At 42.7% G+C, this 24697-nt stretch carries 22 protein-coding genes and 1 pseudogene; 9 read left to right on the plus strand and 14 right to left on the minus strand.

From position 1 onward, the window contains the following. Window positions 1-38 precede the first annotated feature (38 nt). Window positions 39-1148, plus strand: a pseudogene (locus tag CU053_RS00635) (MFS transporter); the annotation flags it as partial. Window positions 1149-1277: 129 nt separating this feature from the next. On the opposite strand, the gene CU053_RS00640 reads toward CU053_RS00635, so the two are convergent. The 10 genes from CU053_RS00640 to CU053_RS00685 all read right to left on the minus strand — a co-directional run bounded on the left by CU053_RS00640 (window position 1278) and on the right by CU053_RS00685 (window position 10291). Continuing rightward, on the minus strand, window positions 1278-3158 hold the full coding sequence (locus CU053_RS00640) for an ATP-binding cassette domain-containing protein (protein WP_100551253.1): 1881 nt from the start codon (window positions 3156-3158) through the stop codon (window positions 1278-1280). A gap of 21 nt (window positions 3159-3179) precedes the next feature. Further along, on the minus strand, window positions 3180-3770 hold the full coding sequence (locus CU053_RS00645) for a CBS domain-containing protein (protein ID WP_100551254.1): 591 nt from the start codon (window positions 3768-3770) through the stop codon (window positions 3180-3182). Window positions 3771-3923: 153 nt separating this feature from the next. Continuing rightward, window positions 3924-4403: a pantetheine-phosphate adenylyltransferase gene (coaD, locus tag CU053_RS00650; protein ID WP_100551255.1), complete on the minus strand. Its 480-nt coding sequence runs from the start codon at window positions 4401-4403 to the stop codon at window positions 3924-3926. A 9-nt stretch (window positions 4404-4412) separates the two neighbouring features. Then, window positions 4413-4964 (minus strand): putative Fe-S cluster assembly protein SufT, encoded by a 552-nt coding sequence (sufT, locus tag CU053_RS00655; RefSeq protein WP_100551256.1) that lies wholly within the window; start codon window positions 4962-4964, stop codon window positions 4413-4415. Next, window positions 4961-5335 (minus strand): HesB/IscA family protein, encoded by a 375-nt coding sequence (locus CU053_RS00660; protein ID WP_100551257.1) that lies wholly within the window; start codon window positions 5333-5335, stop codon window positions 4961-4963. The genes sufT and CU053_RS00660 overlap by 4 nt, the downstream gene beginning before the upstream one ends. Window positions 5336-5430: 95 nt before the next feature. Further along, a complete protein-coding gene (locus CU053_RS00665) occupies window positions 5431-5787 on the minus strand; it encodes a type II toxin-antitoxin system PemK/MazF family toxin (RefSeq protein ID WP_100551258.1) in 357 nt (118 codons plus the stop codon). 4 nt (window positions 5788-5791) lie between these two features. After that, window positions 5792-6028, minus strand: a complete 237-nt coding sequence (locus tag CU053_RS00670; protein ID WP_158106898.1) for a CopG family transcriptional regulator — start codon at window positions 6026-6028, stop codon at window positions 5792-5794. A 91-nt stretch (window positions 6029-6119) separates the two neighbouring features. Next, a complete protein-coding gene (gene gyrB, locus CU053_RS00675; RefSeq protein WP_100551259.1) occupies window positions 6120-8537 on the minus strand; it encodes a DNA topoisomerase (ATP-hydrolyzing) subunit B in 2418 nt (805 codons plus the stop codon). A gap of 145 nt (window positions 8538-8682) precedes the next feature. Further along, a complete protein-coding gene (locus CU053_RS00680) occupies window positions 8683-9270 on the minus strand; it encodes a flavodoxin family protein (RefSeq protein WP_233263295.1) in 588 nt (195 codons plus the stop codon). Window positions 9271-9415: 145 nt separating this feature from the next. After that, window positions 9416-10291 carry a glycosyltransferase family 2 protein gene (locus CU053_RS00685; protein ID WP_100551260.1) on the minus strand — a complete coding sequence of 292 codons (876 nt, stop codon included), beginning with the start codon at window positions 10289-10291 and terminating at the stop codon, window positions 9416-9418. Between the two features lie 58 nt (window positions 10292-10349). On the opposite strand from CU053_RS00685, the gene CU053_RS00690 reads away from it, so the two are divergent. The 4 genes from CU053_RS00690 to murB all read left to right on the plus strand — a co-directional run bounded on the left by CU053_RS00690 (window position 10350) and on the right by murB (window position 14161). Then, entirely contained in the window at window positions 10350-10496 is a 147-nt protein-coding gene (locus CU053_RS00690; RefSeq protein ID WP_158106899.1) for a hypothetical protein, read from the plus strand. An 86-nt stretch (window positions 10497-10582) separates the two neighbouring features. After that, window positions 10583-12034 carry a ribosome biogenesis GTPase Der gene (gene der / locus CU053_RS00695; RefSeq protein WP_100551261.1) on the plus strand — a complete coding sequence of 484 codons (1452 nt, stop codon included), beginning with the start codon at window positions 10583-10585 and terminating at the stop codon, window positions 12032-12034. Window positions 12035-12038: 4 nt separating this feature from the next. Further along, window positions 12039-13322 carry a UDP-N-acetylglucosamine 1-carboxyvinyltransferase gene (locus tag CU053_RS00700; protein ID WP_100551262.1) on the plus strand — a complete coding sequence of 428 codons (1284 nt, stop codon included), beginning with the start codon at window positions 12039-12041 and terminating at the stop codon, window positions 13320-13322. A gap of 2 nt (window positions 13323-13324) precedes the next feature. Continuing rightward, window positions 13325-14161, plus strand: a complete 837-nt coding sequence (gene murB, locus CU053_RS00705) for a UDP-N-acetylmuramate dehydrogenase (protein WP_100551263.1) — start codon at window positions 13325-13327, stop codon at window positions 14159-14161. Window positions 14162-14257: 96 nt separating this feature from the next. Here the strand turns inward: murB and CU053_RS00710 are convergent, their stop codons facing one another. Beyond that, the gene (locus CU053_RS00710) at window positions 14258-15250 is read right to left on the minus strand and encodes an NAD(P)H-dependent glycerol-3-phosphate dehydrogenase (protein ID WP_100551264.1); all 993 of its coding nucleotides are present in this window, start codon (window positions 15248-15250) and stop codon (window positions 14258-14260) included. A gap of 455 nt (window positions 15251-15705) precedes the next feature. Between CU053_RS00710 and CU053_RS00715 the strand changes: the two genes are divergently transcribed. Continuing rightward, entirely contained in the window at window positions 15706-17286 is a 1581-nt protein-coding gene (locus tag CU053_RS00715; RefSeq protein ID WP_100551265.1) for a peptide chain release factor 3, read from the plus strand. A gap of 272 nt (window positions 17287-17558) precedes the next feature. Here CU053_RS00715 and CU053_RS00720 read toward each other — a convergent pair whose 3' ends face one another. Next, window positions 17559-18113, minus strand: coding sequence for a tetratricopeptide repeat protein (locus CU053_RS00720; protein WP_100551266.1), 555 nt, complete (start codon window positions 18111-18113; stop codon window positions 17559-17561). A 30-nt stretch (window positions 18114-18143) separates the two neighbouring features. Then, entirely contained in the window at window positions 18144-19001 is an 858-nt protein-coding gene (gene folD, locus CU053_RS00725) for a bifunctional methylenetetrahydrofolate dehydrogenase/methenyltetrahydrofolate cyclohydrolase FolD (RefSeq protein WP_100551267.1), read from the minus strand. A gap of 160 nt (window positions 19002-19161) precedes the next feature. Here folD and CU053_RS00730 point away from each other — a divergent pair, with 160 nt between their 5' ends. The 3 genes from CU053_RS00730 (at window position 19162) to CU053_RS00740 (ending at window position 23912) form a co-directional block, all read left to right on the plus strand. Further along, a complete protein-coding gene (locus tag CU053_RS00730) occupies window positions 19162-20208 on the plus strand; it encodes an efflux RND transporter periplasmic adaptor subunit (RefSeq protein WP_100551268.1) in 1047 nt (348 codons plus the stop codon). Further along, window positions 20209-23238 carry an efflux RND transporter permease subunit gene (locus CU053_RS00735; RefSeq protein ID WP_100551269.1) on the plus strand — a complete coding sequence of 1010 codons (3030 nt, stop codon included), beginning with the start codon at window positions 20209-20211 and terminating at the stop codon, window positions 23236-23238. 281 nt (window positions 23239-23519) lie between these two features. Next, window positions 23520-23912 carry a hypothetical protein gene (locus CU053_RS00740; protein ID WP_158106900.1) on the plus strand — a complete coding sequence of 131 codons (393 nt, stop codon included), beginning with the start codon at window positions 23520-23522 and terminating at the stop codon, window positions 23910-23912. Here CU053_RS00740 and CU053_RS00745 read toward each other — a convergent pair. Beyond that, window positions 23900-24412 carry a M20/M25/M40 family metallo-hydrolase gene (locus CU053_RS00745; protein WP_158106908.1) on the minus strand — a complete coding sequence of 171 codons (513 nt, stop codon included), beginning with the start codon at window positions 24410-24412 and terminating at the stop codon, window positions 23900-23902. The two genes, CU053_RS00740 and CU053_RS00745, sit on opposite strands and share 13 nt — an antisense overlap. Window positions 24413-24697 lie beyond the last annotated feature (285 nt).

The raw sequence follows: 24697 nt of genomic DNA on the forward strand, positions 1-24697 counted from the left end.
AAAGTAAAACGAGGTAAAACATCATGATGTCAATTGGTTCTGATCGCAGTAATGCAAAGTACTTTCTGGCAACGGGTCTATTTATTTCTGGCGTTATCAATTTGGCTTTTCCTACCTTCTTAGGGGCAGGGGTGGCGATTATGTTTGTCCTCATGTTCATCAACGGTTGGGTGCAGGGCATGGGGTGGCCTGCTTGTGCACGCATTATGACTCACTGGTTTAGTGACAAGGAACGTGGAACTAAAATGGGGATTTGGAATACTGCCCATAATGTTGGTGCAGGATGCTTAGCTATTGCCGTTGTCCCTTTGGGAATTTTTTTATTTGGAAATAACTGGCATGGTCTATTTTACCTTGCAGGGATGCTTTGTATTTTAGTGAGCGTCTTGATTATTTTGTTGGGCGCGGATACCCCACAGTCTGTGGGGCTTCCTCCCATTGAGGAATACAGTCATTGTACGCCTCCTTCTGAAACAAGCGAAATGGCCAAAAATCGTGAGAAAGAGTTAGGAGCCAGAGAGATTTTCTTCCACTATGTGCTTAATAACCCATGGATATGGACGATCGCCATTGCCAATGCCTTTGTTTATTGCGCACGTTACGGACTTCTTAGCTGGTCAGGCTATTATCTTGTGCAGGTGAAGCATATGTCTTTGACGACCGGGCTTCTTGGCTTTGCCTTATTTGAGCTTCCTGCCATTCCAGGAACCATCCTGATTGGTTGGTTGACAGACCGTGTGTTTGGTGGCAGAAGGGCGCCGATGAATGTCATTTGTATGATTTTGTTTATTGCGGTGCTGTTTGTTTATTGGCAAAGCAACACAGCATGGGTATTGCTTACTTCGCTATCGCTAATGGGCGTACTCATTTATGGTCCTGTTGCCCTTATTGGTATTATGGCTTTGGATCTTGCGCCCAAAAAAGCGGCAGGCACTGCAGCTGGGTTCACTGGACTCTTCGGATATTTTGTCGGTACCGTTGGTGCTCAAGCGGTGATTGGATTTATCGCTGCCTGCTATGGCTGGAACCAGGTGTTTATTTTCTTAATTAGCGCCAGTGTTATTGCCCTTATCCTGCTTGCAGCTTGTTGGAATGTACATGAACGAAATCATGGCCATCATGGACATTTAAGGAGGACTCGGTCATGAAAGGGATTCTAAGCACATTATCCTTTAAGTTCTGCACGCTCTTACAGCTACTGGGAGGTGCGCACAGTACAACTTAGACATTCTTCTGGAAATTTGATTCACTCAGTATTCATTGCCACAGGATGGGTATTATGATTCAAGCTGAGAAAGTACCTCCCATAGCTTATATTTTTGTTCAAGCTGAAGTTTTAGGCTTTCAAGGGTTTGCTGCATTTTTTGCATCGACTCTTTAGCCTGTTGGTAAAATGTAGGCTCCGCCATTTGCTGTTGCAATTGCTCAATGTCAACTTCCAGGCGTTCAATTTCATTAGGGAGTTCGACCAATTGCTTTTTTTCGGCAAAGCTAAGTTTCTGTTTTTTCGTTTTTGCTTTCTCGCTGGTGATTTTACTAGCTTTCTCGCTGGGCTGTTTCCCATAAGATACCTGCTTTTGGCGCAACCAGTCATCATAGCCACCAACATATTCGCAAAGCTTAGCATCCTCTTCAAAAACTATTGTGCTCGTGGCGACATTGTTAATAAAACTTCGATCATGACTGACAATCAACACAGTGCCTTGATAATCTAAGATAAGCTCTTCCAAGACTTCTAAGGTTTCGACATCCAGATCATTGGTTGGCTCATCAAGAATCAATAGATTGCTGGGCTTGGCAAAAAGCTTAGCCAATAACAATCGATTACGTTCACCACCCGAGAGCGATGAAGCAGGGCTTTGCATGCGTTTTGGATCGAATAAAAAGTTCTGTAAGTAACCAATAACATGGACCTTTTGACCGTTGATATCCAAATAATCAGAACCTTCAGTGACATTTTCAACCAGTGAAGCTTCTGGATTAATTTGATCTCTTAGCTGATCAAAATACGCAATGTGCAAATTCTCACCATGCTCAATCGAACCCTCTTTTGGTTGAAGCTGCTTTAACAATACCTGAAGCAAAGTACTTTTGCCTGAGCCGTTTTTACCCAAAATGGCAATCTTATCACCGCGCTGAATTTCACAGGAAAAGTGGGTAAAAACGGCGTGTTTATCGTAGTTAAAACTGATGTTTTTTGCTTTGATCACCACCTTGCTTGATTTGCTGCCTTGGGAGACGTTTAGCAGGACAGTGCCTTGTTTCTCGCGGCGCTCTTTACGCTCTTCACGCAGGGCTTTTAATGCACGTACCCGACCTTCATTTCGCGTACGTCTGGCTTTGATGCCCTGGCGAATCCAAGCCTCCTCCTGCTCAAGCTTTTTATCAAAGTGTGCATTTTGAGTTTCCTCTGCCTGCAAATAAGCTTCTTTTTGTTTAAGAAATTTCTCATAATTTCCAGGAAAACTGAGCACCTTCCCGCGATCTAGCTCCATAATGTCTGTGGCAATATTCTGCAAAAACGTGCGATCATGAGTAATAAATAAGATGCTTCCTCTAAATTGTGGTAAAAGGCGCTCTAAAAATTCAATCGATTCAATATCCAGGTGGTTAGTCGGCTCGTCAAGCAAGAGCAGATCAGGAGATTTCGCCAGTGCCTTAGCGAGTAACACACGGCGCTTAAGTCCCCCAGATAACTCGTCAAATAAGGTGCTGCCATCCAGCGATAATTGAGATAACACCTTATCTACCTGTGCTTGAAGATCCCAGGCATGCAGATCGTCAATCTGCCTTTGCAATTGATCCAGCTTGTGTAGATTTTCCTCATTGGCAAGATCGCTTAAGAGCAGTTTTTGATAGTCGATTAACAAAAAGCCCGCGGTGTCAAATCCGGATAAGACAATCTCAAAAACAGAGCCTTTGGTATTTTGCGGCACTTCCTGCTCAAGCCAGGCGATTTTGGCGTTGTCATGCACAATACGCTCGCCATGATCAGGCAATATTTGACCTTGAAGCACTTTAAAAAGGGAAGATTTCCCAGCACCATTGCGACCGATTAAGCAAATACGTTTATTGGCCTCGATATCTAAAGAGACGTTATCAAGCAGCTTATGATGCCCAAAGGCAAGATCAGCATTACGTAAAGAAATGATAGGCATAATAGAGGGGTACTTAACAGGTTACATAATTTTGTTGAGCTCGGCTAAATTGCGCGAGCCTAAGTCGTGTCCAATTTGTGCACCAAGGCGTTTCGCGATAAAGCTTGCTGAAATAATACCGCGTATCATGACTTGCCCTTGTTTGTCGTGCTCCTGCACCAGTAAATGATCAATGTATTTATCGTGCATCAAACGCGCAAGGTGCCCAACCAGAGTATCTTTTAGTACGACATAATCAATGACGGGAAGGTCATTAATTTTGGTCATTAGCATGCCTGAGGTAACCTCTTTAGGATGAACGCCTTCCTTTTGCGCAACTTGCGTGCGATGGATGCCTTGCAGTCTCTTCGCACTAATCAGTCCAGCCACTTCATCATCATTATTGACAACCAACAGCGACCTTACTTCAACCTTTTTCATGAGCTGTAAAGCATCATCTGCCAATGCTTTAAGGTGAACGATATAAGGTTTTGCTGTATGAAAGTCGGTGAAGACATGTAAGGCGGGCGTTTCTAGTGAAATTACATCGATAGTTTCAGGATGATAATAGGGAATACTTGTTTGTGTGCGATGGGTAACGGTTTCAAGCAATTTATATTCTTTAAATGGCATAAATCAGTCCTTGTTGAGTTTGCTGTTGCCAAGTCTAATCGTACTTGTGCCGCTTTGCAAACCGAATAAAGGGATGAGTTTAATAATCCTGGGGCGTATGCAATACATCCCTACGCAATCGGTCACTATGGGCGGGTAGCTGGTGTCTACATACTAACATTGCTTTCTAAGCAGCGCTTCCAATACCACAGGGTGCACATATTCAGAAACTCTCAATGGATCAATTTTAGCAACCTGACGGATCATCGTTGAAGAAAGGCAGGTATATTTTTCATCTGGGGTTAAAAATATGGTTTCAAAGTCTTTATTCAGATGGCGATTGATATTTGCCATCTGGAACTCATAATCAAAATCGGATACAGCACGCAGACCACGAATCACAGCCTGTGCTCCAACTTGTGTAATAAAATCGGCAATCAATCCATCTAAACGTACTACGCTGACATTGTCCATATCCGCTAATACTTCACGCGTAATCTGCACGCGCTCATCTTCACTAAGCAGGGTTGATTTACCACTGGCTGTTGAAATGGCAACGATCACTTCTGAAAACATCCGTCTGGCACGCTTAATCAAATCAATATGACCAAAACTAATGGGATCAAACGTCCCTGGATATACCACCTTGATCACTATATCTCCTTAAAACAGACCTAGTTCCAACTTTGCTTCTTCTGTCATCATGTCAGAATTCCATGGCGGATCAAACACCAACACCACATCTGCTTTATCAACATTAGCAAACTGCTTTAACTTATCTTCAACGTCCTGGACAAGCACGGGACCCATGCCACAGCCTGGAGCTGTCAAGGTCATTTGCACGCCGATGTGATAATTGCCATTCTCTAAACGTGTGGTTGAAATGTCGTAGATTAATCCTAAATCGACGATATTCACAGGAATTTCAGGATCATATACCGTGCGTAGCTGATCCCATACAAGATCAAGATTAACCTCATCCCCTGCTTTTATCCCACTTTTATCACTGGGTAACAAGATGACTTCACGATTGATTGCATCAGCATCCTTGCCATCCAGATATACCAGGTTCCCCATAACATTTAAGGTAAAGCTTGCTCCCATGGCTTGAGTCACCAAGACCTCTTGACCAGGCATTAACGTCATTTTCTCGCCATAAGGGACAGTGGTCACCTCAACCTCACGGCGCAAAATGGCAACATCAGATAGCTTCATTCTTCTAGCCCTTCTTTTTGCACCGTGAAGCTTTCACCGCAACCGCAACGTGCGGACTCATTCGGGTTAGTATAAATAAGTTGAGACAGTCCAAGCTCTTTCCTGACATGGTCGATTTGTAATCCATTGACATACTGGAGAGCCTTAGGATCCACATAAAATAGCAAACCATTCTCATCGATTTTAATAAACCCTTGTGGAATTTCATGCACGGGTTCAACGACATAAGCCAGGCCTGAGCATCCTGTTGTCTTAACACCGATTTTAATCGCAACCCCGCCTGTTTTTTGCAAATGATGTTTAAAGTGTGTGAGAGCCGCTTCGGTAAAAGTCACAGGCTGCTCTGACCATGGATCAAATTTTTCTATCATTTCTATATCCCATTAACCAATAAAACAGCACCAATATAGTATCATTTAAGTCTGCTTTTTTCTAAACTTTCTTAATTCATCAGTACTGATTGGAGCTACCGAGAAAAATCCACTCCCATGACTTCAAGCACTGCCACATGGATAACCCGCAATTGCTTTGGTGTTAATTGAGCCAAAGGCCCATCAATTAGTCGTTTATTGTCAATTGCTCTGATTTGATCAATCAATAAATCTGAGTCTCTTTCTAGCCTATCTTGCTTCTGTAGTCTGATACGTAACGGGTTTGCATCATCAATTAGATTGGTGGTTAAGGGGATAATTAAAGTTGAAGGGTGTTGGACATTCAGCAGTATCTGGCTTTGCAAAATAAGTACTGGTCTTGTTTTAGCTGCTTCTGTCCCTTCAGATGTAGATGGATTTAAATTTGCTAACCAGATTTCACCTGTTTTCATTGTATCATTCAGGGTCACGTTCAATCTCACCAAACTCTGCATTAATTTTCATGCTTTCTCGTCTAACCTTCAGACTTGCTTTTTTTAGTTTTGCTTCATTGATTTGACGCTGCATCTCAACATTCATATATTCTATCGCCTTACGGATATATTCCGTTTGCGATACGTGCAGAAAGTTTGCATTTGACTTAACTGCTTGTAAAAGATGTTCATTCAATCGAACAGATACAACTGATCTCATTATAACCTCCGCAAATGAAGTATATTTTGTAATACGCAACTGAAGTATATAGGTTTATTCAGGTCTGTCAATATACCCATCACAAACCATTTTACACATCAATATTCACAACATTCAGCGCATTGCTTTCAATAAATTCACGCCTTGGTTCAACGTCATCTCCCATCAAGGTCGAAAATAATTCATCTGCTGCAACCGCATCGGCAATGGTTACCTGTAACATCCTGCGTTCCTGTTGATCCATCGTGGTTTCCCACAACTGCTCGGGGTTCATTTCACCCAGACCTTTGTAACGCTGTACATTCTGCCCGCGTTTGGCTTCGGCAATTAACCACTCCATTGCAGGCTCAAAAGCATCGACATATTCTTTTTTGTTTCCGCGCTCAACATACGCATCTTTTGTCAGTAATCCGTTTAACTGTGTGCCAAGCGCAACAAGACCCTGATAATCTTTGCTTTCAAAGAAGCTAAGGTTAAATGTATAGTCGGTGCTAACACCATGCAATAGCCTTGACAGCTTAAGTTTTACCACTTTTTCATCCTCATGAATCGCCGTATGAACTGCAGTCGTATAAAACTCATAACCTGCTGTTTTTTTGTTAAGGTGCTCGGCAAAGCTTTGCCACCACGGCGTAAGTGCTTCTTCACCTGTGGCAACAGGATAAGGAGTGTAGCTGACCAGTGCCTTTAGCGCATTGACAGGATAACGGCGAGAAAGGCTGATCATCTTGGCATTGGTTTTTTGGTATTGCTGATATAAGTTTTCCAATCCCACGCCTGAGATGGGCGGAATGCTCTCACCAGGGTAAAGTGATGCCCCTTCAATACCAATACTTCCAAGATATTCAGCTAAAGCCGCATCATCTTTTAAATACGTCTCCTGTTTACCGCGCTTTACCTTATATAAGGGCGGTTGAGCGATATAGATATAACCACGCTCAATAAGCTCAGGCATCTGGCGATAAAAAAATGTCAAAAGCAAAGTACGAATATGTGAGCCGTCAACATCGGCATCCGTCATAATGATGATATGATGATACCTTGTTTTATTGGGATCATATTCATCGCGACCAATACCGCAACCTAGTGCCTTAATCAAGGTCCCGACTTCCTGGGAGCTTAACATTTTATCAAAGCGCGCCTTTTCCACGTTTAAAATCTTACCCTTTAATGGCAAAATCGCCTGAGTTCTACGATCACGCGCCTGTTTGGCTGAACCACCTGCGGAGTCTCCCTCAACGATGTAGAGCTCTGATAGCGCTGGATCTTTTTCCTGACAATCGGCAAGCTTCCCAGGTAGCCCCGCAATATCCAATGCCCCCTTTCTTCTGGTCATCTCACGGGCCTTTCTTGCGGCCTCTCTGGCACGTGCTGAATCAATGATTTTGCCTGCGATTAACTTTGCTTCATTGGGGTTTTCAAGCAAAAACTCCTGTAACTTCTCGTTCACCAAAGCCTCAACCGCTGCTTTGACTTCAGAAGATACCAGCTTGTCCTTGGTCTGTGATGAAAATTTAGGATCGGGGACTTTAACCGACAGTACTGCAGTCAAGCCCTCACGCGCATCATCGCCTGAGGTGCTGATTTTATGTTTTTTAGCCAGTCCTTCTGATTCTATATAACCGTTTACCGTACGCGTTAATGCTGCTCTAAATCCTGATAAATGCGTACCGCCATCACGCTGTGGAATATTATTGGTAAAACAATAAATGCTTTCCTGATAAGATTCATTCCACTGCATCGCAAGCTCAACGACAACACCATTACGTTCACCGTAAATGTTAATGATATTCTGGTTGAGTGGTGTTTTACTCTTATTCAGATGCTCAACGAAGGCGCTAATCCCGCCTTGATACTGAAAGGTAGCATGCTGATCGTTAATTTTATCAATCAGTTGAATTTTGACCCCGGAATTTAAAAACGACAGCTCACGAATACGCTTTGCTAAAATATCGTAGCTAAACTCAAGAGTGGTAAAAGTTTTAGGTGATGGCTTAAAGCGAATCGTGGTGCCTTGCTTCGCGGTATTACCAACCTCTTTTAACGGTGCTAATGGATCGCCATGTGCGTAAAACTGCTCATATTCCTTACCGTCTTTGTATACGCGCAGCTCCAGGCTTTCGGATAAGGCATTAACCACAGACACCCCAACGCCATGTAAGCCACCTGATACTTTATAGGAATTATCATCAAATTTACCCCCAGCGTGTAACACTGTCATGATTACCTCAGCAGCCGAACGACCTTCCTCAGGGTGAATGTCTACGGGAATCCCTCGCCCATTATCACTGACTGAAACGGAGCCATCGGTGTGCATGGTGACAATAATATCGTCACAATAACCTGCTAACGCCTCATCGATTGAGTTATCAACCACCTCAAACACCATGTGGTGAAGACCTGAGCCATCATCGGTATCCCCAATATACATCCCAGGGCGCTTACGTACCGCCTCAAGCCCTTTTAATACCTTAATATTTGATGAGTCGTAGGTTTTGCTATCGGACATTCAGTCCCTCCACTTTTATTCAAAATAAATCGCCAGGGAGTATAACAAAATTTAGTGCCAAACACCTTAACTTATTGCCAGGTTCCTCGATGAATCATATGTGTCGAAAGAGGTAGCCGTCATGTCCCGATATCATTTAAGAAGTTTATGACTGCAGCCTTAGAACATACCTGGCAATTCGCTGCCCAAATAATTCAGCTGTTCTCTTATCACCAACAGGAGGGGTTACCTCAGGGGAGTCATTTTCCGATTGCGTCATCAACCCTAAAGAGCCACCCATGCGATTTAACGCCTCTAAATGTCCACTGCTATGCTCATGCTGTCCTGAGGTGTTGTCGATACCTAATGACAACCACAGCATTCCATGCTGACAGGCAAATGTACATAACTGCATTAAGACGTTAAATTTATCGCCACTTAATGCCCCTGAATTGGTAAACCCCGCAGCTAATTTATCTTTCCAGCCTTTTTTAAGCCAGACCTTTGAAGCATCATCCATAAATTTTTTAAATTGGTATGGCACAGATCCCATATAAGTTGGGGCACCAAAAACAAGCGCCTCATAATCACTTAGTGCATCCACGTCCTGCAACTCATCCACACTGATTAAACTTGCATACACCTCCGATGATTGATCTATACCCAGTTTGATATGCTCAGCGATTTTTTTCGTATGTCCATAACCGCTGTAATAAACAATTGCCACATTCTTCATGCCTGAAATGAGACTCATTACTTAAGTAAAGTTTCGCCATTGTAGCATGGTGCAAGTCCGATTCAATCACATAAGTCTTAAGATGCCAGGAATACTAAATCTGTTTGCTTTTTCGTGTGGATGCGCCTTTGGCTTAGCCATCCTCTGCTTTGCAGGGTTTACGCTAGATTTTCTTGAAGTATTTGCGACTTAAATCCACACCAAACCATTTTTCCAGCTTCATTTTAAATCGTTGGCGTTTCTCTTTTTTTGTGAGTGTATGATTTGGATTGGCTTTAAACAACCCTTCTTCTTCTGCGAAAAACCCAGCAATAATCTCAGGATGTTCACCTGTGAATCTGGTTAGAATCTGACTGTCAATGTCGCTGTATTTAGAATCAAAGCCTTCTGATTTTCCCCAGTGTTTATTAACCTGACTGATCTTTTTACTCATTGCCGCTTCAGGGCGAACCCAGCCATAATGATAGATATAACTATCAAGAAGTTTTGCCTTTGGATAACGCGCGATGCGATTAGATTTTTCAGGATCAAGTACAAGCCAGTAAAGTCCATCTGGCGCATAACTTCTGACACTGGCTTTGATAATTCTCGGAGCGTAGCGATACCACGTGGGGGATGACAGATAGGTATTGGTGTTGCCATAAAAATGATAATAATGAAAAGCCAAAGCTTCAACTTCTTTATCATCTTGGTAACGATATAAGGCATCCTGTATGACAGACAGATCTTTTTCATGCACAATCTCATCACCCTCGAGATAGAACAGCCAATCTCCCGTGCAGGCGAACTGTGCAATCATTTTTTGCTGAGCGTAGGTATAACCCTTGACCTGCATGTGCTCATTCCACACGGTTTCAATGATCTTAATTTTTGGATTTTCTTTGACTAATTGGTGCAGGAGCGCGGGGCTGTTGTCATGCGACTTACCCAAGGCAATAATAAATTCATCACAAATCGGTAAAATAGATTGAATCGATTGAATATAAGGAAAGCAAAGCTCTTCAGCGTTGCGTAAAAAAGTAAATCCTGATAACTTCATAACACACGACAATTTCTAAGTTTGCTTTAGTCTATACGTAAATTAACAAGGAAATAACGTGATTCTGCAAAAAATTATTCAATCTAAAAAAGATGAACTTAAAAATTTACCCATCATTGATACGCCACTTATGGTGGCGTATTGGCGGGTACCGTGCTTATGCGCAGCAGATAAAGCTGCCTTTTTGCAACAGGCACTGCGGTGAAATGATGTGTATCCCTGTTTGTTCTTTCTCACTAAATGCGCTATAGTGCGCGACAGTAAATTCAATACCGTTTAAGTCTTAAAATTATGGTTCCTGTCATTGCAATTGTTGGTCGACCAAATGTGGGCAAGTCGACACTTTTTAATGCCTTAACGCACACGCGTGATGCGCTTGTATATGATATGCCAGGGGTTACACGTGATCGGCAATATGGTCAGGCGATTTTCGAGGAGCACCCCTATATTGTGATTGATACAGGAGGTCTGTCGGATAATGACACAGGTGTTGATGGCTCCATGGCAAGTCAATCGGTGCTTGCCATTGAAGAAGCTGATTTGGTGTATTTTATGGTTGACGCTAAAGCAGGACTCACCTCGGGAGATCAGTATATTGCTGAGTTACTTAGAACTCGTGGCAAACCCTCGGTGCTCGTTGTCAATAAAACAGATGGCTTACAGGAAGAAGTTGCTGCAGCAGAGTTTTATAGCCTGGGTTTTGATCAGCTGTTTGCCATTGCGGCAAGTCACAGGCGTGGAGTGAGTCACCTGTTATCACAGACGCTGCTGCCATTGTGTGAGCGGGCTTTAAACGACTCAGCTCATGCCGAAGGTGAAGCCAATAAACGTGGTATTCGCTTTGCCTTAATTGGTCGACCCAATGTTGGCAAATCCACCCTCACTAATCGTATGTTAGGTGAGGATCGTGTTGTGGTATATGATCTGCCAGGAACCACGATTGATAGCGTCTACATTCCCTTCTCGCGCAATGATGAAGATTATACCATCATTGATACAGCAGGCATCCGTCGCAAAGGCAAAGTCAGAGAAACACTTGAGAAGTTCTCTGTGGTTAAGACCTTGCAAGCGATTAAAGATGCGAATGTTGTGATTGTTCTTATCGATGCCAAAGAAGGTTTGACCGATCAGGACATGCACCTGATGGGGTTTGCCTTAAATGCAGGGCGTGCCATGGTGATTGCGGTGAACAAATGGGATGGCATGACTCAGAACGATAAGGACAGGCTTAAAGAGGAAATCAACCGTCGTTTAATATTTTTAACAGATTATGTTGATATTCACTTTATTTCCGCCTTACACGGCACCAATGTGGGACATTTGTTTGCCTCACTTAAAAATGCCTACAAAAGTGCGACGAAAAAAATTGCAACTCCAGAGCTTACACAAGTCTTAAAGATGGCGACACAAGATCATGTGCCACCAATGTCAGGTAAATCGCGCATTAAACTGAAATATGCACATATGGGAGGGCACAACCCGCCGATTATTGTGATTCATGGGAATCAGGTCAACAATCTCCCAGGATCGTATAAGCGTTACCTGGAGAAGTTTTTCCGTGAGGCTTTCAAGCTTGTGGGAACGCCGATTAGCTTCGAGTTTAAGCAGTCAGAGAACCGGTATGAGCCAATCAAGCAGAGAAAACTAACACCGCTGCAGCGCTATAAAGACAAGCAGACACAAAAAGAGAAAATGCAGCACAAGCGCTCAGGCAGCAGTAAGAATAATTCAATAAAAAAATAAAATCATGCAGATAAAAGTCAGTAAACGACACCATCTACAAGAAGTAAATATTCAGCTCTCTGGTGCAAAAAATGCCCTGTTACATCTGCTTTTTGCGAGTCTACTAACAGAAGACACAACAACGCTGACTAATGTTCCCTCAAGTTTACGAGATTATCATGCGGTTTGTGATATTTTGCTGGCAATTGGCGCAAGGGTCGACAGCATGGATGGCATCGTGGCGATTACCGCGCCACAAAAAATCAGTCAGATTGATGTTTCCAGTAGTTATACAAGACGAACACGAACCTCATTAATGCTTTTGGGGGCGTTGGCAAAAAAAGTGGGTATATTGAGTATCGGTCATCCAGGAGGTTGTTCTTTCAGTGAGCAAAGACCTTTTGATATCCATCTTCATGGTTTTGAGGCATTGGGTGCCAGAGTGACTTATGATGACTATCACATTACGATTGAGCATATTGTCGATAAAGAGGTTGAGCATACCTTACGCTATCCTTCAGTCGGGGCAAGCATTAACTTAATGCTGTATGCGGTTTTAGGCAGCACAGAAGTAACGCTGCATAATATCGCTCTAGAGCCAGAAGTGATTGAGGTGGCAAGCTTCTTAAACTATGCAGGAGCACAGATTAAAATTGACCACCATCAGCGTATCATGTCCATCAAAGGGGTTGAAAGACTATCAGGTGTTAATTTTCGTGTTATGTATGATCGAATTCAAACGATGACGTATGCTGCGTTAGCCTATTTGCATCAGCTGGATGTATGCGTTGAAGGGGTGAATACTAAAGAATATATTGCCAAGCCGTTACAAGTATTAAAAGAAATGGGGGCAAAGTGGCGTTTTGAACCTGATAAAAACAGGATTTATTTTCAAGGTAGAAAAAGTGTGCTTAAACCTACCCGTATTACTGCCATGCCTTACCCTGAGTTTGCAACAGATTTACAGCCTGTTTTTGCCGTCATGTGTGTTAAAGCGCCAGGGGTTTCTGAAATCACAGATACGGTATATCCTGAGCGCATCAAATATGTGGATGAACTGAGAAAGCTGAATTTTCCGATTGAGTACCATCAAGGAAAAATCCGTATTTTTGGCGGTGAACCCCATACACTGCACGCAGCGACCATGAAGAGTTATGACTTGCGCGCGGGGATGGCGGTTGTCATGGGCGCATCATTATCGGATCAGGTATGTACCATCAGCTCAGCAGAGCAGATTTTCCGTGGCTATGAGAATTTACTTGAGAATATGACCCATTTCATGCACATCAGTATCGACACAGGGGAATGAAAATGTTCTCTTTAAAGTCTTATAATACCTATCAGTTGGAGAGTTTTGCGCGCGATGTTTATTTTCCAACATCCGTTGAGGAAATATTTACCATTTACAAAACACATCCTCGCGTAGCGGTTTTAGGTAATGGGAGTAATATTATCCTTTCTAAGCCTGTTTATGATGAAATTGCATTTATTATTATTAGAGATAATTTTAATAAACTCTACACAACCGATGAAGGGATTTATGCTGAGGCAGGCTGCCTGCTAAAGCCTCTGTCTCTTTACGCCTATGAGTGTGGCTTAAGTGGTGTTGAGACTTTTTTTGATGTGCCCGCAAGCGTTGGTGGAGCGATGGTGATGAATACGGGTGCCTATGGTGATGAAATTTATGATCATGTGCTCTATGTTGATGTGTTGAATCAAAGCACAGGTGAGAAGGTGACATTAGCAAAGAAGCAGATTGATTTTGGTTATCGCTATTCCATGTTCAAAAACTCATGCTTTATCGTTTTAGGCGCATGTTTTCAGTTTCAGCCCAAAGAGAAAACTCAGATAAAAGCTAAAATGGAAGCCATTTTGGCACAACGCCAGGCAAAACTGCCACAAGAACCGAGTGCTGGAAGCGTATTTAAACGTCCGAATTATCCTATTACTGTCGGTGAAATGGTGGAGAAAATAGGTTTAAAAGGCTATCAGATTGGGGGGGCACAGATTTCGCCAAAGCATGGCGGTGTTATTGTCAATGCAGGGAATGCAAGGGGAGAAGATGTGTTAAGCCTGATTGAGCATATTAAGACAGAAGTTCTAGCACATTATCAGGTTGAGCTTGAACTTGAACAAATCATTATTTAGCGTAGATCTTTGCAAACTATTACAAATTTGGAATGCGCCCGTTACACACTCTTGCTGCATGAGTTTTCTAATGCTGGCGAAGTTTCCAGTACGTTTCTACTCACTTTTAAGCGATCTCGCTAATAGTGCATGCGCCGTCGTACGCATGTCTTTGCCTTCATGCAAGATGCCATAGACTGCCTCAATTATGGGCATGGAAACCCGATGCTTTTGTGCGAGCTTATACACGACACGGGTAGAAGCGATGCCTTCAACGACCTGTTGAACCTCCATACAGGCTTCGGTAATACTTCTCCCTTGACCAATCAGCACACCAAAACGGCGATTGCGCGATTGATTGTCGGTACAGGTGAGAAGCAGGTCACCAAGCCCGCTTAGACCATAGAAGGTTTCCAGTTTACCGCCAAGGGTTACCCCAAATTGCGTAAGCTCATTGAGTCCACGTGTTATAAGACCCGCTCTGGCATTGGCGCCAAAGCCTAAACCATCGGATATCCCACAGGCAATTGCTAACGCATTTTTAACGGCACCGCCAATTTCAGCACCAGTTATGTCGGTTGAGGTATAGCAGCGAAAGTTGTCGCTATTAAATAGACTTTGAATGTGCTTGGCATACGTATGGTTTTTGGAGGCAGCAAGTATCGCAGTAGGTAATCCCTTGGCGACCTCTTTGGCAAAACTGGGTCCTGTGATTAAGCCAAAATGGTGTGATTCAAGAATGGCTTCAGCCATTTGATCTAACAGCTGATAGCTGTGGTGACAAAAGCCTTTAGTTGCCGAAATAACGCCTTGCGTGTCATTTAGGTAAGGTTTGAGTGTGTTTAATGTGTCAATAAATCCGCTACTTGGTGTGGCAACGAGTATATCATCGCACTGCTTGATGACGTTTTTCCAGTCTTCAATAGCCGTTAAGTTGGTGAGGAAATCAATCTCAGGTAAATAAGCGTGATTATGTTTATCCTCAATCATTTGCTTATTATGTGCTTGTTTCCATGAATGAAGATAAACCCTGTGCCCCGCGCGCGCGAGCTGCAGTGCCAACGCAGTTCCCCAGGAGCCAGCTCCCATTACCAGAATTTTATTGCTCATCGCACGGGCTTTCCATTTTTTTACAAAGCATGTTAGGCGATTATGCTTGAAATGAAAATAGAAGAGAGTGGCAGAAGCAGGGGAATCTCAGCTATATGCGAGTACTATTGCTTGTACTGGGTTTAGAAAGGTCAATTAAGGGAAAATAAGGGCAATTTGAGCCAACTTCATTGGTTATTCTAACAATCAGAAACCTCGTGGATAGTGCTATTTTTTTTCACAAAGTTTTTGCATTTTTGCTTAAAACAGGTAGGCTTTGCCTTTTGTGACGATAATGTATTTTTTACGTTAAATTTCGCTATGACCATCTTTCTGCCCACTTGCATTAAATTCCCCTCTTTCCAAGAGGGGTGGACGCTTGCCTGACCACTTTGAAGTGGTCAGGCAAGCGGACGGGGTGTTTAAAGTAAAATAGGCGGGAAGATGGTTATAGCCTTAAATTTTGAGGAAAAATGATGTCTGAGTTCTTACAGGCGCTGAATAAACGTCGAACTTTTGCAATTATTTCGCATCCAGATGCGGGGAAAACAACCTTGACGGAAAAAATGCTGCTATTTGGCAATCTGATTCAATTAGCAGGAACGGTTAAGGGCAAAAAATCAGGGCGCCATGCTACCTCCGACTGGATGGAGCTAGAGAAGCAACGCGGCATTTCAGTGACGACTTCGGTGATGCAGTTCCCCTATAATAACTGCATTGTGAATTTATTGGATACCCCAGGGCATGAGGATTTTTCGGAAGACACTTATCGCACTTTAACCGCAGTGGATTCTGCGCTGATGGTCATCGATGGGGTAAAAGGTGTGGAGGATCGTACGATTAAGTTGATGGAGGTCTGCCGTTTAAGAACTACGCCGATCGTCACCTTCATTAATAAATTTGATCGTGATACGCGAGATCCCATGGAGCTTATGGATGAAGTTGAAAATGTGCTGAATATCCAGTGTGCACCGATGACTTGGCCCATTTGCTCAGGAAAGGAGTTTAAAGGGGTTTACCATTTGTATAAAGATGAAATTATCCTGTTTGAAACAGGGCATGGTCACCATATTCATGATTACAAAATTATCAAAGATCTGGGTAATCCTGAGTTAGATCAAAAAATTGGGTATTTGGCTGATGAGCTAAGAGAGCAGATTGAATTGGTCAAAGGAGCAAGTCATACATTTGATCTCGCCAAATATCGACAAGGTGAATTAACCCCAGTATTTTTCGGAACAGCGTTAGCTAATTTCGGGATTAAAGAAATGCTGGATACATTTACTGAATGCGCGCCATCCCCAACACCAAGAGTGACTGATGTGCGCGAGGTGCATGCAGAAGAAGAACTGCTAACTGGCTTTGTATTTAAGATTCAGGCGAACATGGACCCTCAGCACAGAGATCGCATGGCATTTTTTAGGATCTGTTCAGGTAAATATGTCAAGGGGATGAAGCTTCAGCATGTGCGCATCAATAAGCAAGTGCAGATTTCAAATGCCCTAACGTTTATAGCAGGTGAGCGTGAGTCTTTAGAGGAAGCGTATCCTGGAGATATTATTGGCTTGCACAATCACGGTACGATTCAAATTGGTGATACATTTACCCAGGGTGAGGTGCTCAAATTTACCGGGATTCCCAATTTCGCACCTGAGTTGTTTAGGCGTGTGCGTTTAAATGACCCCTTAAAAATGAAGGCGCTACTAAAAGGCTTGATTCAGCTATCAGAAGAGGGCGCAACCCAGGTTTTCAGACCCTTAAACAATAATGATTTGATCCTGGGAGCGATTGGAGTGCTTCAGTTTGATGTGGTTGCCCATAGACTGGAAAATGAATATGGTGTGAAATGCGGCTATGAGCAGGTAAATGTGGTTGCCTCTCGATGGATTGAGTGTAATGACAAAAAGAAGCTCGAGCAATTTAAGCATAAATACGCAGACAACCTGGCGCTTGATGGGAGCGAGCACTTAACCTATTTGGCGACTACACGAGTTAATTTGCAAATGGCAGAGGAGCGCAATGCCGATATTCAATTCTTAGCAACCAGAGAGCATTAAATCAGAAAATCGACGGACCACCAGTTCTATTCAAGGAGGGAGGGAGGAATTTGAGCTGGCAACCCGTCGAAAGGCAACCAAACTATAACTGCCTTTTGGCAAGATAGAAAGATTTTTTTATCAATTGTTATAAAAATTTTAAGCCTTGACCCTATTTCTGCCCGCAAGGGCGTGTTCACGCCCATACGTTTATTCAAATAAAAAGGTGTAGACAAAACTTATAAATTAATGCCACTAATTTATAATTATGTTTGCTCTGGAGCAGGGTGAAATCAAAAGAAGCTGAGTGTATCAATACTTAGATTGATACCATTGGTGCGCGCTTGACGCAGCCAATAATTCGATTTAAAAATATCCGTAGGGACCCCAATTCCTTTCTTATACATATAAGCCAGGTAAATTTGCGCTTCTGGGTAGTCATTTTTCGCTGCCTTTTCTATCCAGTAAAATCCTACAGCAGGATTTGATTGGACGCCAAGACCTTGAAAATACATAAGCCCAAGCTTAAATTGCGCCTCAGCGTATCCTGTAGCGGCGGAGTATTGGATATAGTCAACGGCTGTATTGATATTATAAGTCTTAAGATTGTTAGCCTGTTTCGTGTATTCCACGCCCTTGTTGTAGGCAGCTTCTGGGCTTAAGTCAGTGTAGTTTGTTTTGTTATTTTCATGAGCTTCATGCACTATCCCTTTTGGATTCTTTTGCGAAGCGTCCGTAATGGCAGCATGAGTAGGTGGATAATGAAAAAACACAAACAATAGACCGATGGCAAATAAAATGACAATAAAGATCACCCAGAGTGACCAGTACTTCCTAACAAAATTCATTCGCGCTATCTCCAGACTTCTCACCAAACATTATGCCTTGTTGTGTAAATGCTCACAAGCAAATAGCGTATTTTCAAGCAAGGTTGCGATGGTCATGGGACCAACCCCCCCTGGGACGGGCGTGATATAAGAGGCTTTGGTAAGCGCAGTATCAAAATCAACGTCACCAACGATTCTGCCATCTTCAAGACGGTTAATGCCAACATCGATGACGATGGCGCCTTGTTTAAGCCAGTTGCCTTTGATAAAGTATGGCTTACCGACGGCAGCAACGACAATATCAGCACGGGCTACGTGATCAGAAAGATCCTTCGTGAAACGGTGGCAGGTCGTGACAGTTGAGCCTGCAAGCAGTAACTCCATGAGCATCGGACGCCCAACGATATTTGAGGCGCCAACGATGACTGCGTGCTTTCCTTTAAAAGTGTCAACGACAGACTGAAGGAGCGTCATGATGCCCTTGGGTGTGCAAGGGCGCAGCAATGGATTGCGCTGCATGAGTTTTCCAATGTTATAAGGGTGAAAGCCATCAACGTCCTTATCGGGGCGAATTGCTTCAAGCACTTTTTCCGCATTGATATGCGATGGCAGAGGTAGTTGCACCAGGATTCCATCAATATTTGGATCGTTATTTAATTTAGCAATTAGCATCAATAAATCCTCGTTGCTGGTATCCCTTGTAAGGTCATGGTTTACGGAGAAAAAACCAACATCCTCACAGGCTTTGCGCTTGTTACTCACATAAATTCGTGACGCAGGGTCATCGCCTACGATGATAACAGCAAGTCCTGGAATACGTTTGCCTTGATGTTTAAGCTCATCTACTTGAGCTTTGATTGTTGCTCTAATTTCCTGAGCTTTTTTTTTGCCATCAATGATGTGAGCCATATAGAATATCCCGTTTTCTTTATTTGCGATGCCGCTATCTTAGGTGGTCTATGATAGACAATTGAGGCTTTATTTAAAACAAGATTTATTAAGTTCTTGTATACTGCCAAAAGATCATCTAGTTTAGGCGGTAACGCTGTTAAGCCTTGGTCTCGAATAAATGAAAAAACATATTATTTTTGCTGTTATTACGGTACTACTTACGCTCGTGGTAATTTATTTTTTGTTTCTTGCTTCACGTAAAAAGGAGGTTAGTTTCACCGTTGAGCCTACAGAGGTGAGCGTTGCTAAGGTTGAGCAAAGAAATATTCCCCTGACAGTTAAAGCAACGGGGTTATTGGTTGCACCAAACACCGTCACCTTGCGCGCGCAAATCGCGGGCATTGTCGATAAAATTAATTTTGATAGCGGTCAATATATCAAAGAGGGTGCGCTGCTAATGACGTTGGATGACACTAAACAAATGGCGGATGTAAACTCAAGCCTGGCCAGTTATACAAAAGCCGAAGCACAATATAAACGTACCAATACGCTCTATAAAGACAATCATGCGGTATCGCAAAGTGAGCTCGATAATGCAAAGGCGGACTATATGCAAACAAAGGCGCAGCATGATGCAGCCTTGTATCAGCTGTCAAACACGAAGATAGTTGCGCCCTTTAGTGGCTTTCTAACACTGACGACCCTGGCGAAAGGAAGTTATGTTTCTGCAGGTGATGTTTTTGTTACCTTAGTGGATAAACAGAATCTGCAATTGCAATATGCTTTACCTGAGTCGTATGCAAAGAGTATCAGCCTTGGGCAGGTGGTCAACTTTAGCGTTGATGCTTTTCCAGGGGAGACTTTCCATGCCAAAGTTGATTATATTTCGCCTGACGTCTCAGATGACAATTTGACGTTTACCGTAAGGGCAGCCTATAAAAACGACAAAAACCTGTTGAGCCCAGGAATGAGTCTTTATGTGTCTCAAGTATTAAAGGCAGATAATAAGGTATTAGCTGTGCCAGAAAGCGCCCTAAGTGCGCACAGTGGAGGATTTATTGTTTATACGATTGTTGAAGGAAAAGCAAAGATGGTGCCTGTGCAGATTGGACAAGTCAGCACAGGATACATCAGTATTCTTAGTGGACTATCTGTGGGACAAGAGGTGATTATTTCATCCAAAGGCAATATTTCTGATGGTATTGCCGTCAAAGTGGAGAAGTAAATGAAGCTGCCTGAAATTTGCATTAAACGCCCTGTTTTATCTTTTGTCTTAAATGCCATCCTGGTGCTTTGTGGTCTGCTTAGTTTTAGCTATGTAAAACTGCAATTTGAACCGACGATTTTTAAACCTGTTTTAATGATTCAAACCAACTACCCAGGAGCCAGTGCGGATGTCGTGCAAAAAGATGTCACCCAGCAACTAGTGGCAGCGATTTCTGGGACTGAGAATTTAAGCTATATTGAAGCGACCTCTATGCAAGGTCAAAGTCAAATCAAACTTAATTTTGGTAATATCGATCAGGAGAAATTCATTACCGCGCAATCCGAAGTGATGCGCGATATTGCAGGTATAAATTTGCCCCAAAGTGTGCAAACGCCACAGATTAAACAAAGAGGAAATGGTTCTCAGGTGATGCTCATCGGTTTTCAAGATGCAAATCGATCTACCGAAAGCCTTACCTCATATATCAACGACACGATTACCAAACAGCTGGCACAGATTCCTGGTGTGGGAGATGTTCAGGTATACTCAGAAGGCTCTGCCTTACGCATTGAGCTTGATCCTAAGGCGATGGCAATTTTAAAGATCTCAGCCATTGATGTTGTGAATAAGCTTGAACAACTGAATCGTAACGTCTCAGCAGGTCAGCTTATCACCAATGACAACACCTATACCATCAATGTTGATAGCGCCTTGGACAGCATCAGCAAGTTCAACAATCTGATTATCGCAAAACAGAATGGTAAGCTTATTTATTTGAGGCAAATTGCTAAGATTTATCTTGGTAATTTGTCCTTAGCCAATGGTTCTGTGAGTATTATCGATGGTAAACCAGGTGTGGTGGTCAACGTATCGCAAACCAGTGATGCTAATCCGATTGACGTCGCTGCCGCTGTGTCAAAGGCGGTTACTCAGATGCAAAGATCACTGCCTCCTGGAATGAAGGTCGATGTACTATTTAATATTTCCACATCACTCAAGGCCTCTTTATATGAAGTCATCAAGACAATTATTGAGGCAATCATTTTAGTTTCACTGATTTCCCTATTATTCTTAGGGCGTTTTAGAGCGGCATTGATCCCTATTGTTACCCTGCCTGTGTGTTTAATCGGTGTGTTTGTGATCATCTGGCCGCTTGGGTTTAGTATAAATATGATGACACTTCTTGCCATTGTGCTTGCCGTAGGTTTAGTGGTTGATGATGCGATCGTGGTGCTTGAGAATTGCTATCGCTATATGCAAAAAGGGCATAATGCTTTTAATGCCGCCATTTTAGGCAGTAAAGAAATTGGCTTTGCGATTATTGGGATGACCATCACCCTGGTGGCGGTATATATCCCGATTGCCTTTATGAATGATAAGTCTGCGATTTTCTTTAGAGAGTTTGCTTTTACTCTGGCAGCCAGTGTGCTGATTTCAGGTTTTGTCGCTTTGACCTTATCACCCACCATGTGTGCGCATATGTTAGGAAGCACCAAAGAAAATCGCTATGAGAAATTGATTGCACAAATATTTAATGCTGCCGAGCACACGTATAGAAAATCGCTAGAGTTTATCCTGCAAGTAAGATATTGGGTGGTTGCTATCTTTGCTATTGTGATCATTGCAGGTGTTAGCTTATTTCGCTCAATGCCAACAGCTTTGCAGCCTAATGATACCATTGGTGTGGTAGGGGTGAATATTACAGGGCAAAGCAATGCCAGTTCGGATTTTATTATGCAAAAGCTTGATGAAATTCAAAATAAGATTCCAGGCAAAGTGTTTGCGCATTCTTTTGGTTTTGTGGACACTCAAAGTGGTCAGACATCGGGATATTCAATGAATATTTTAAATGAGAGCGAGGTAACAAATGCTTATAAAATCGCACGTCAGTTAAATGCGATTATTAAGAATACTCAAGGGGTAGAAGGCAGTAGCTGGGTTTTTCCATTGTCTGGACATAACCAGTCAGGAAGTGGCGATGTTCAGCTGTATCTGTTGAGCATGGATGATTATCAAACACTATATAAAAAGGCGGAAAGTTTAGTCAGTGTCATAGAGAAGCTGCCAAGCATATCTTATGCCAGTATTGCAAGTAGCGCTGATAGTGGTCAGTTTGATATGAATATTAACTACACGAATGCAGCTTTATTGGATGTTGATCCTGCGAATATTCAGACGATTTTGAATATTATGTTTGGCGGCTGGCAGCTTAGTCGCGATTATGAAACTGGTGGTGAGAGCTTCCCGATCTTTATTCAGCTTCCTAAAAAAGATCTCAAAAGCTTTGATGTGCTCAATCGCCTATATATCAAAACAGACCCTGGTGGCTGGTTACAGCTTGGGCGACTCGTGCATATTGAGCCTGTGGTTAAAATCCCCTATTTAACGACGTATAACCAGATGCACGCGATGGAGATAGACGTCAATTTGCAACCCAATGGATCATTGGGACAAGTCGTTCAAGAAATTCAGTCAATCAGTCAGCAGCTATTGCCAGGCACCAGTTTGGCGTTTAAGGGGGATGCAAAAGATATGATGGAAGGCAATAACAGTATGGTCATGATCTTTATTGCTGGATTACTGTTTATTTATCTTGTTTTAGCCGCCTTGTTTGAGAGTTTTATTGATCCATTTATCATCTTGCTCACCGTGCCGCTATGTGTGATTGGTGCGCTCTTGGGTTTAAAAATGATCGGAGGAACGCTAAATATTTACACAGATATTGGCTTAATTACTTTAATTGGACTCGTATCTAAGCATGGCGTTTTAATCGTTCAGTTTTCAAATGAGCTGTTGGCAAAAGGGGAGAGTTTAAAGAATGCGGTGATCAAAGGAGCAGCAACGCGCCTAAGACCGATTTTAATGACCTCTGCCACGATGATTCTAGGTGCGATTCCACTACTACTGAGCACGGGAGTGGGGGAGCATGCACGCCAGCAGATTGGAATGGTCATGGTTGCAGGATTGTTGTTAGGTTCACTTTTTTCGTTGTTTATTGTGCCTGTGGCATATCAGCTATTAAAATCAATACGCCAAGGCGGAGCTTGATAGAATTTCCGCCCATTTTTGCAAAGGCGTATGCAATACGCCCCTACGCAATGAGCCATCATGGGCAAAGATATTGAGCGGTGACTGTATTTCCGCCCACCGCCACTCTTGGGCGAATTATTTGCACAAGCCAGATATTGTCATCACACCAAGACGTAAATATTAAGTCCCTTTGGTGCTTCTCAGCACTAATAACTAGCCAACGATCAATGTTTTAAGCTAAACTTTTGCCAGGAAGTCCATCCACTTGCTATATCAATTTAAAAAAGGAGTTTATTCAAATGACTAGACGTATAAGACCAAAAAGAGTATATGCCGCAATATGGATGTTGTACGGAGCAAGCATTTTAGGGCTGTTGGATTTGTTAACCTCATCTACTTTGGTCATGCAGCCGATGCAACATATCTGGCTTGATGTCGTTGCCTATACCGTTCTGATTGTGGTGGCATTTATCATGAGCCTGGGTGTTAAGGTTGCAAAATGGTTGTACGTCCTGTTAGCTGTCATCTGGTATGCGTTATTGATATTCTACTTGCCAGAGCACACAGGGCATCCGCTTAACTTCTGGTTGGTTTTTATTGAAATTATTTTAATCATCGCAGCATTTTATATTTTATATCAGTCAAAGTCAGTGCGGTGGTTTAATAAAGAGCAAAAGACTCAAAAAGCATAAGATAAACACAGTTCAATATAGTACTTCACTCCGTGGGTCATAGCCTCAATGGATAGGTCAAAGTTTGGTTCATGTACCATTGAAGTAAAGCCGCATGCTTCGTTGCGCACACCTAAAAATGCGTAGCATGCAGGAATTTCGTTGGCAAAATATGAGAAATCCTCTGATGCCATCCATGGGATATTGGAACTTAAAGTATTTTTCTGACCGACAGCACGCTGTGCTGCAGCGATTGATTTTTGCGCGCAAAGTGGATTGTTCCTGGTTTCAGGGTAACCTTCAAGGTAATTAATTGCCACTTTCCCTGCATAAGTCCAGGCAACTCCTTGAGCAATTTCATACAGACGTTTTTTTACAAGCATGCGTGCATCCTGGCTTAGATAACGCATGCAGCCTTTAAGATGTGCCTTATCCGCAATAACATTATATGTGCTGCCAACATTAAGGGCAGTAATTGAAACAACGGCAGGATCAAAACTTGAGATATCTATTAATTCAATCTTGCGTTTTCAGTTWTTCTCTTGTCTGAATTTAAACAATTTTTTATGGCTTCTGCCTTTTCTACCTGTTTTCTAATGTAAACTTATTAAGATTTATTCACTCGCTGCGAGCCATGGAGAGCGGAACGCGAGGGCGAGTAGACCCGGGTAGCCTTGCGCTGTTGATCAGCAAGCGACGTGCCGAAGGCGCCAGAGCGAAGTCTGTGAAACAGCTTTTACCCAAGGCGTAGAGTAGAATCGGAGGAGTGTTGTCCGTTCGGAATGAGCGTAGCGAATTTGTGAGGA

Source organism: Caedibacter taeniospiralis (assembly GCF_002803295.2).
GTDB lineage: Bacteria > Pseudomonadota > Gammaproteobacteria > Francisellales > Francisellaceae > Caedibacter > Caedibacter taeniospiralis.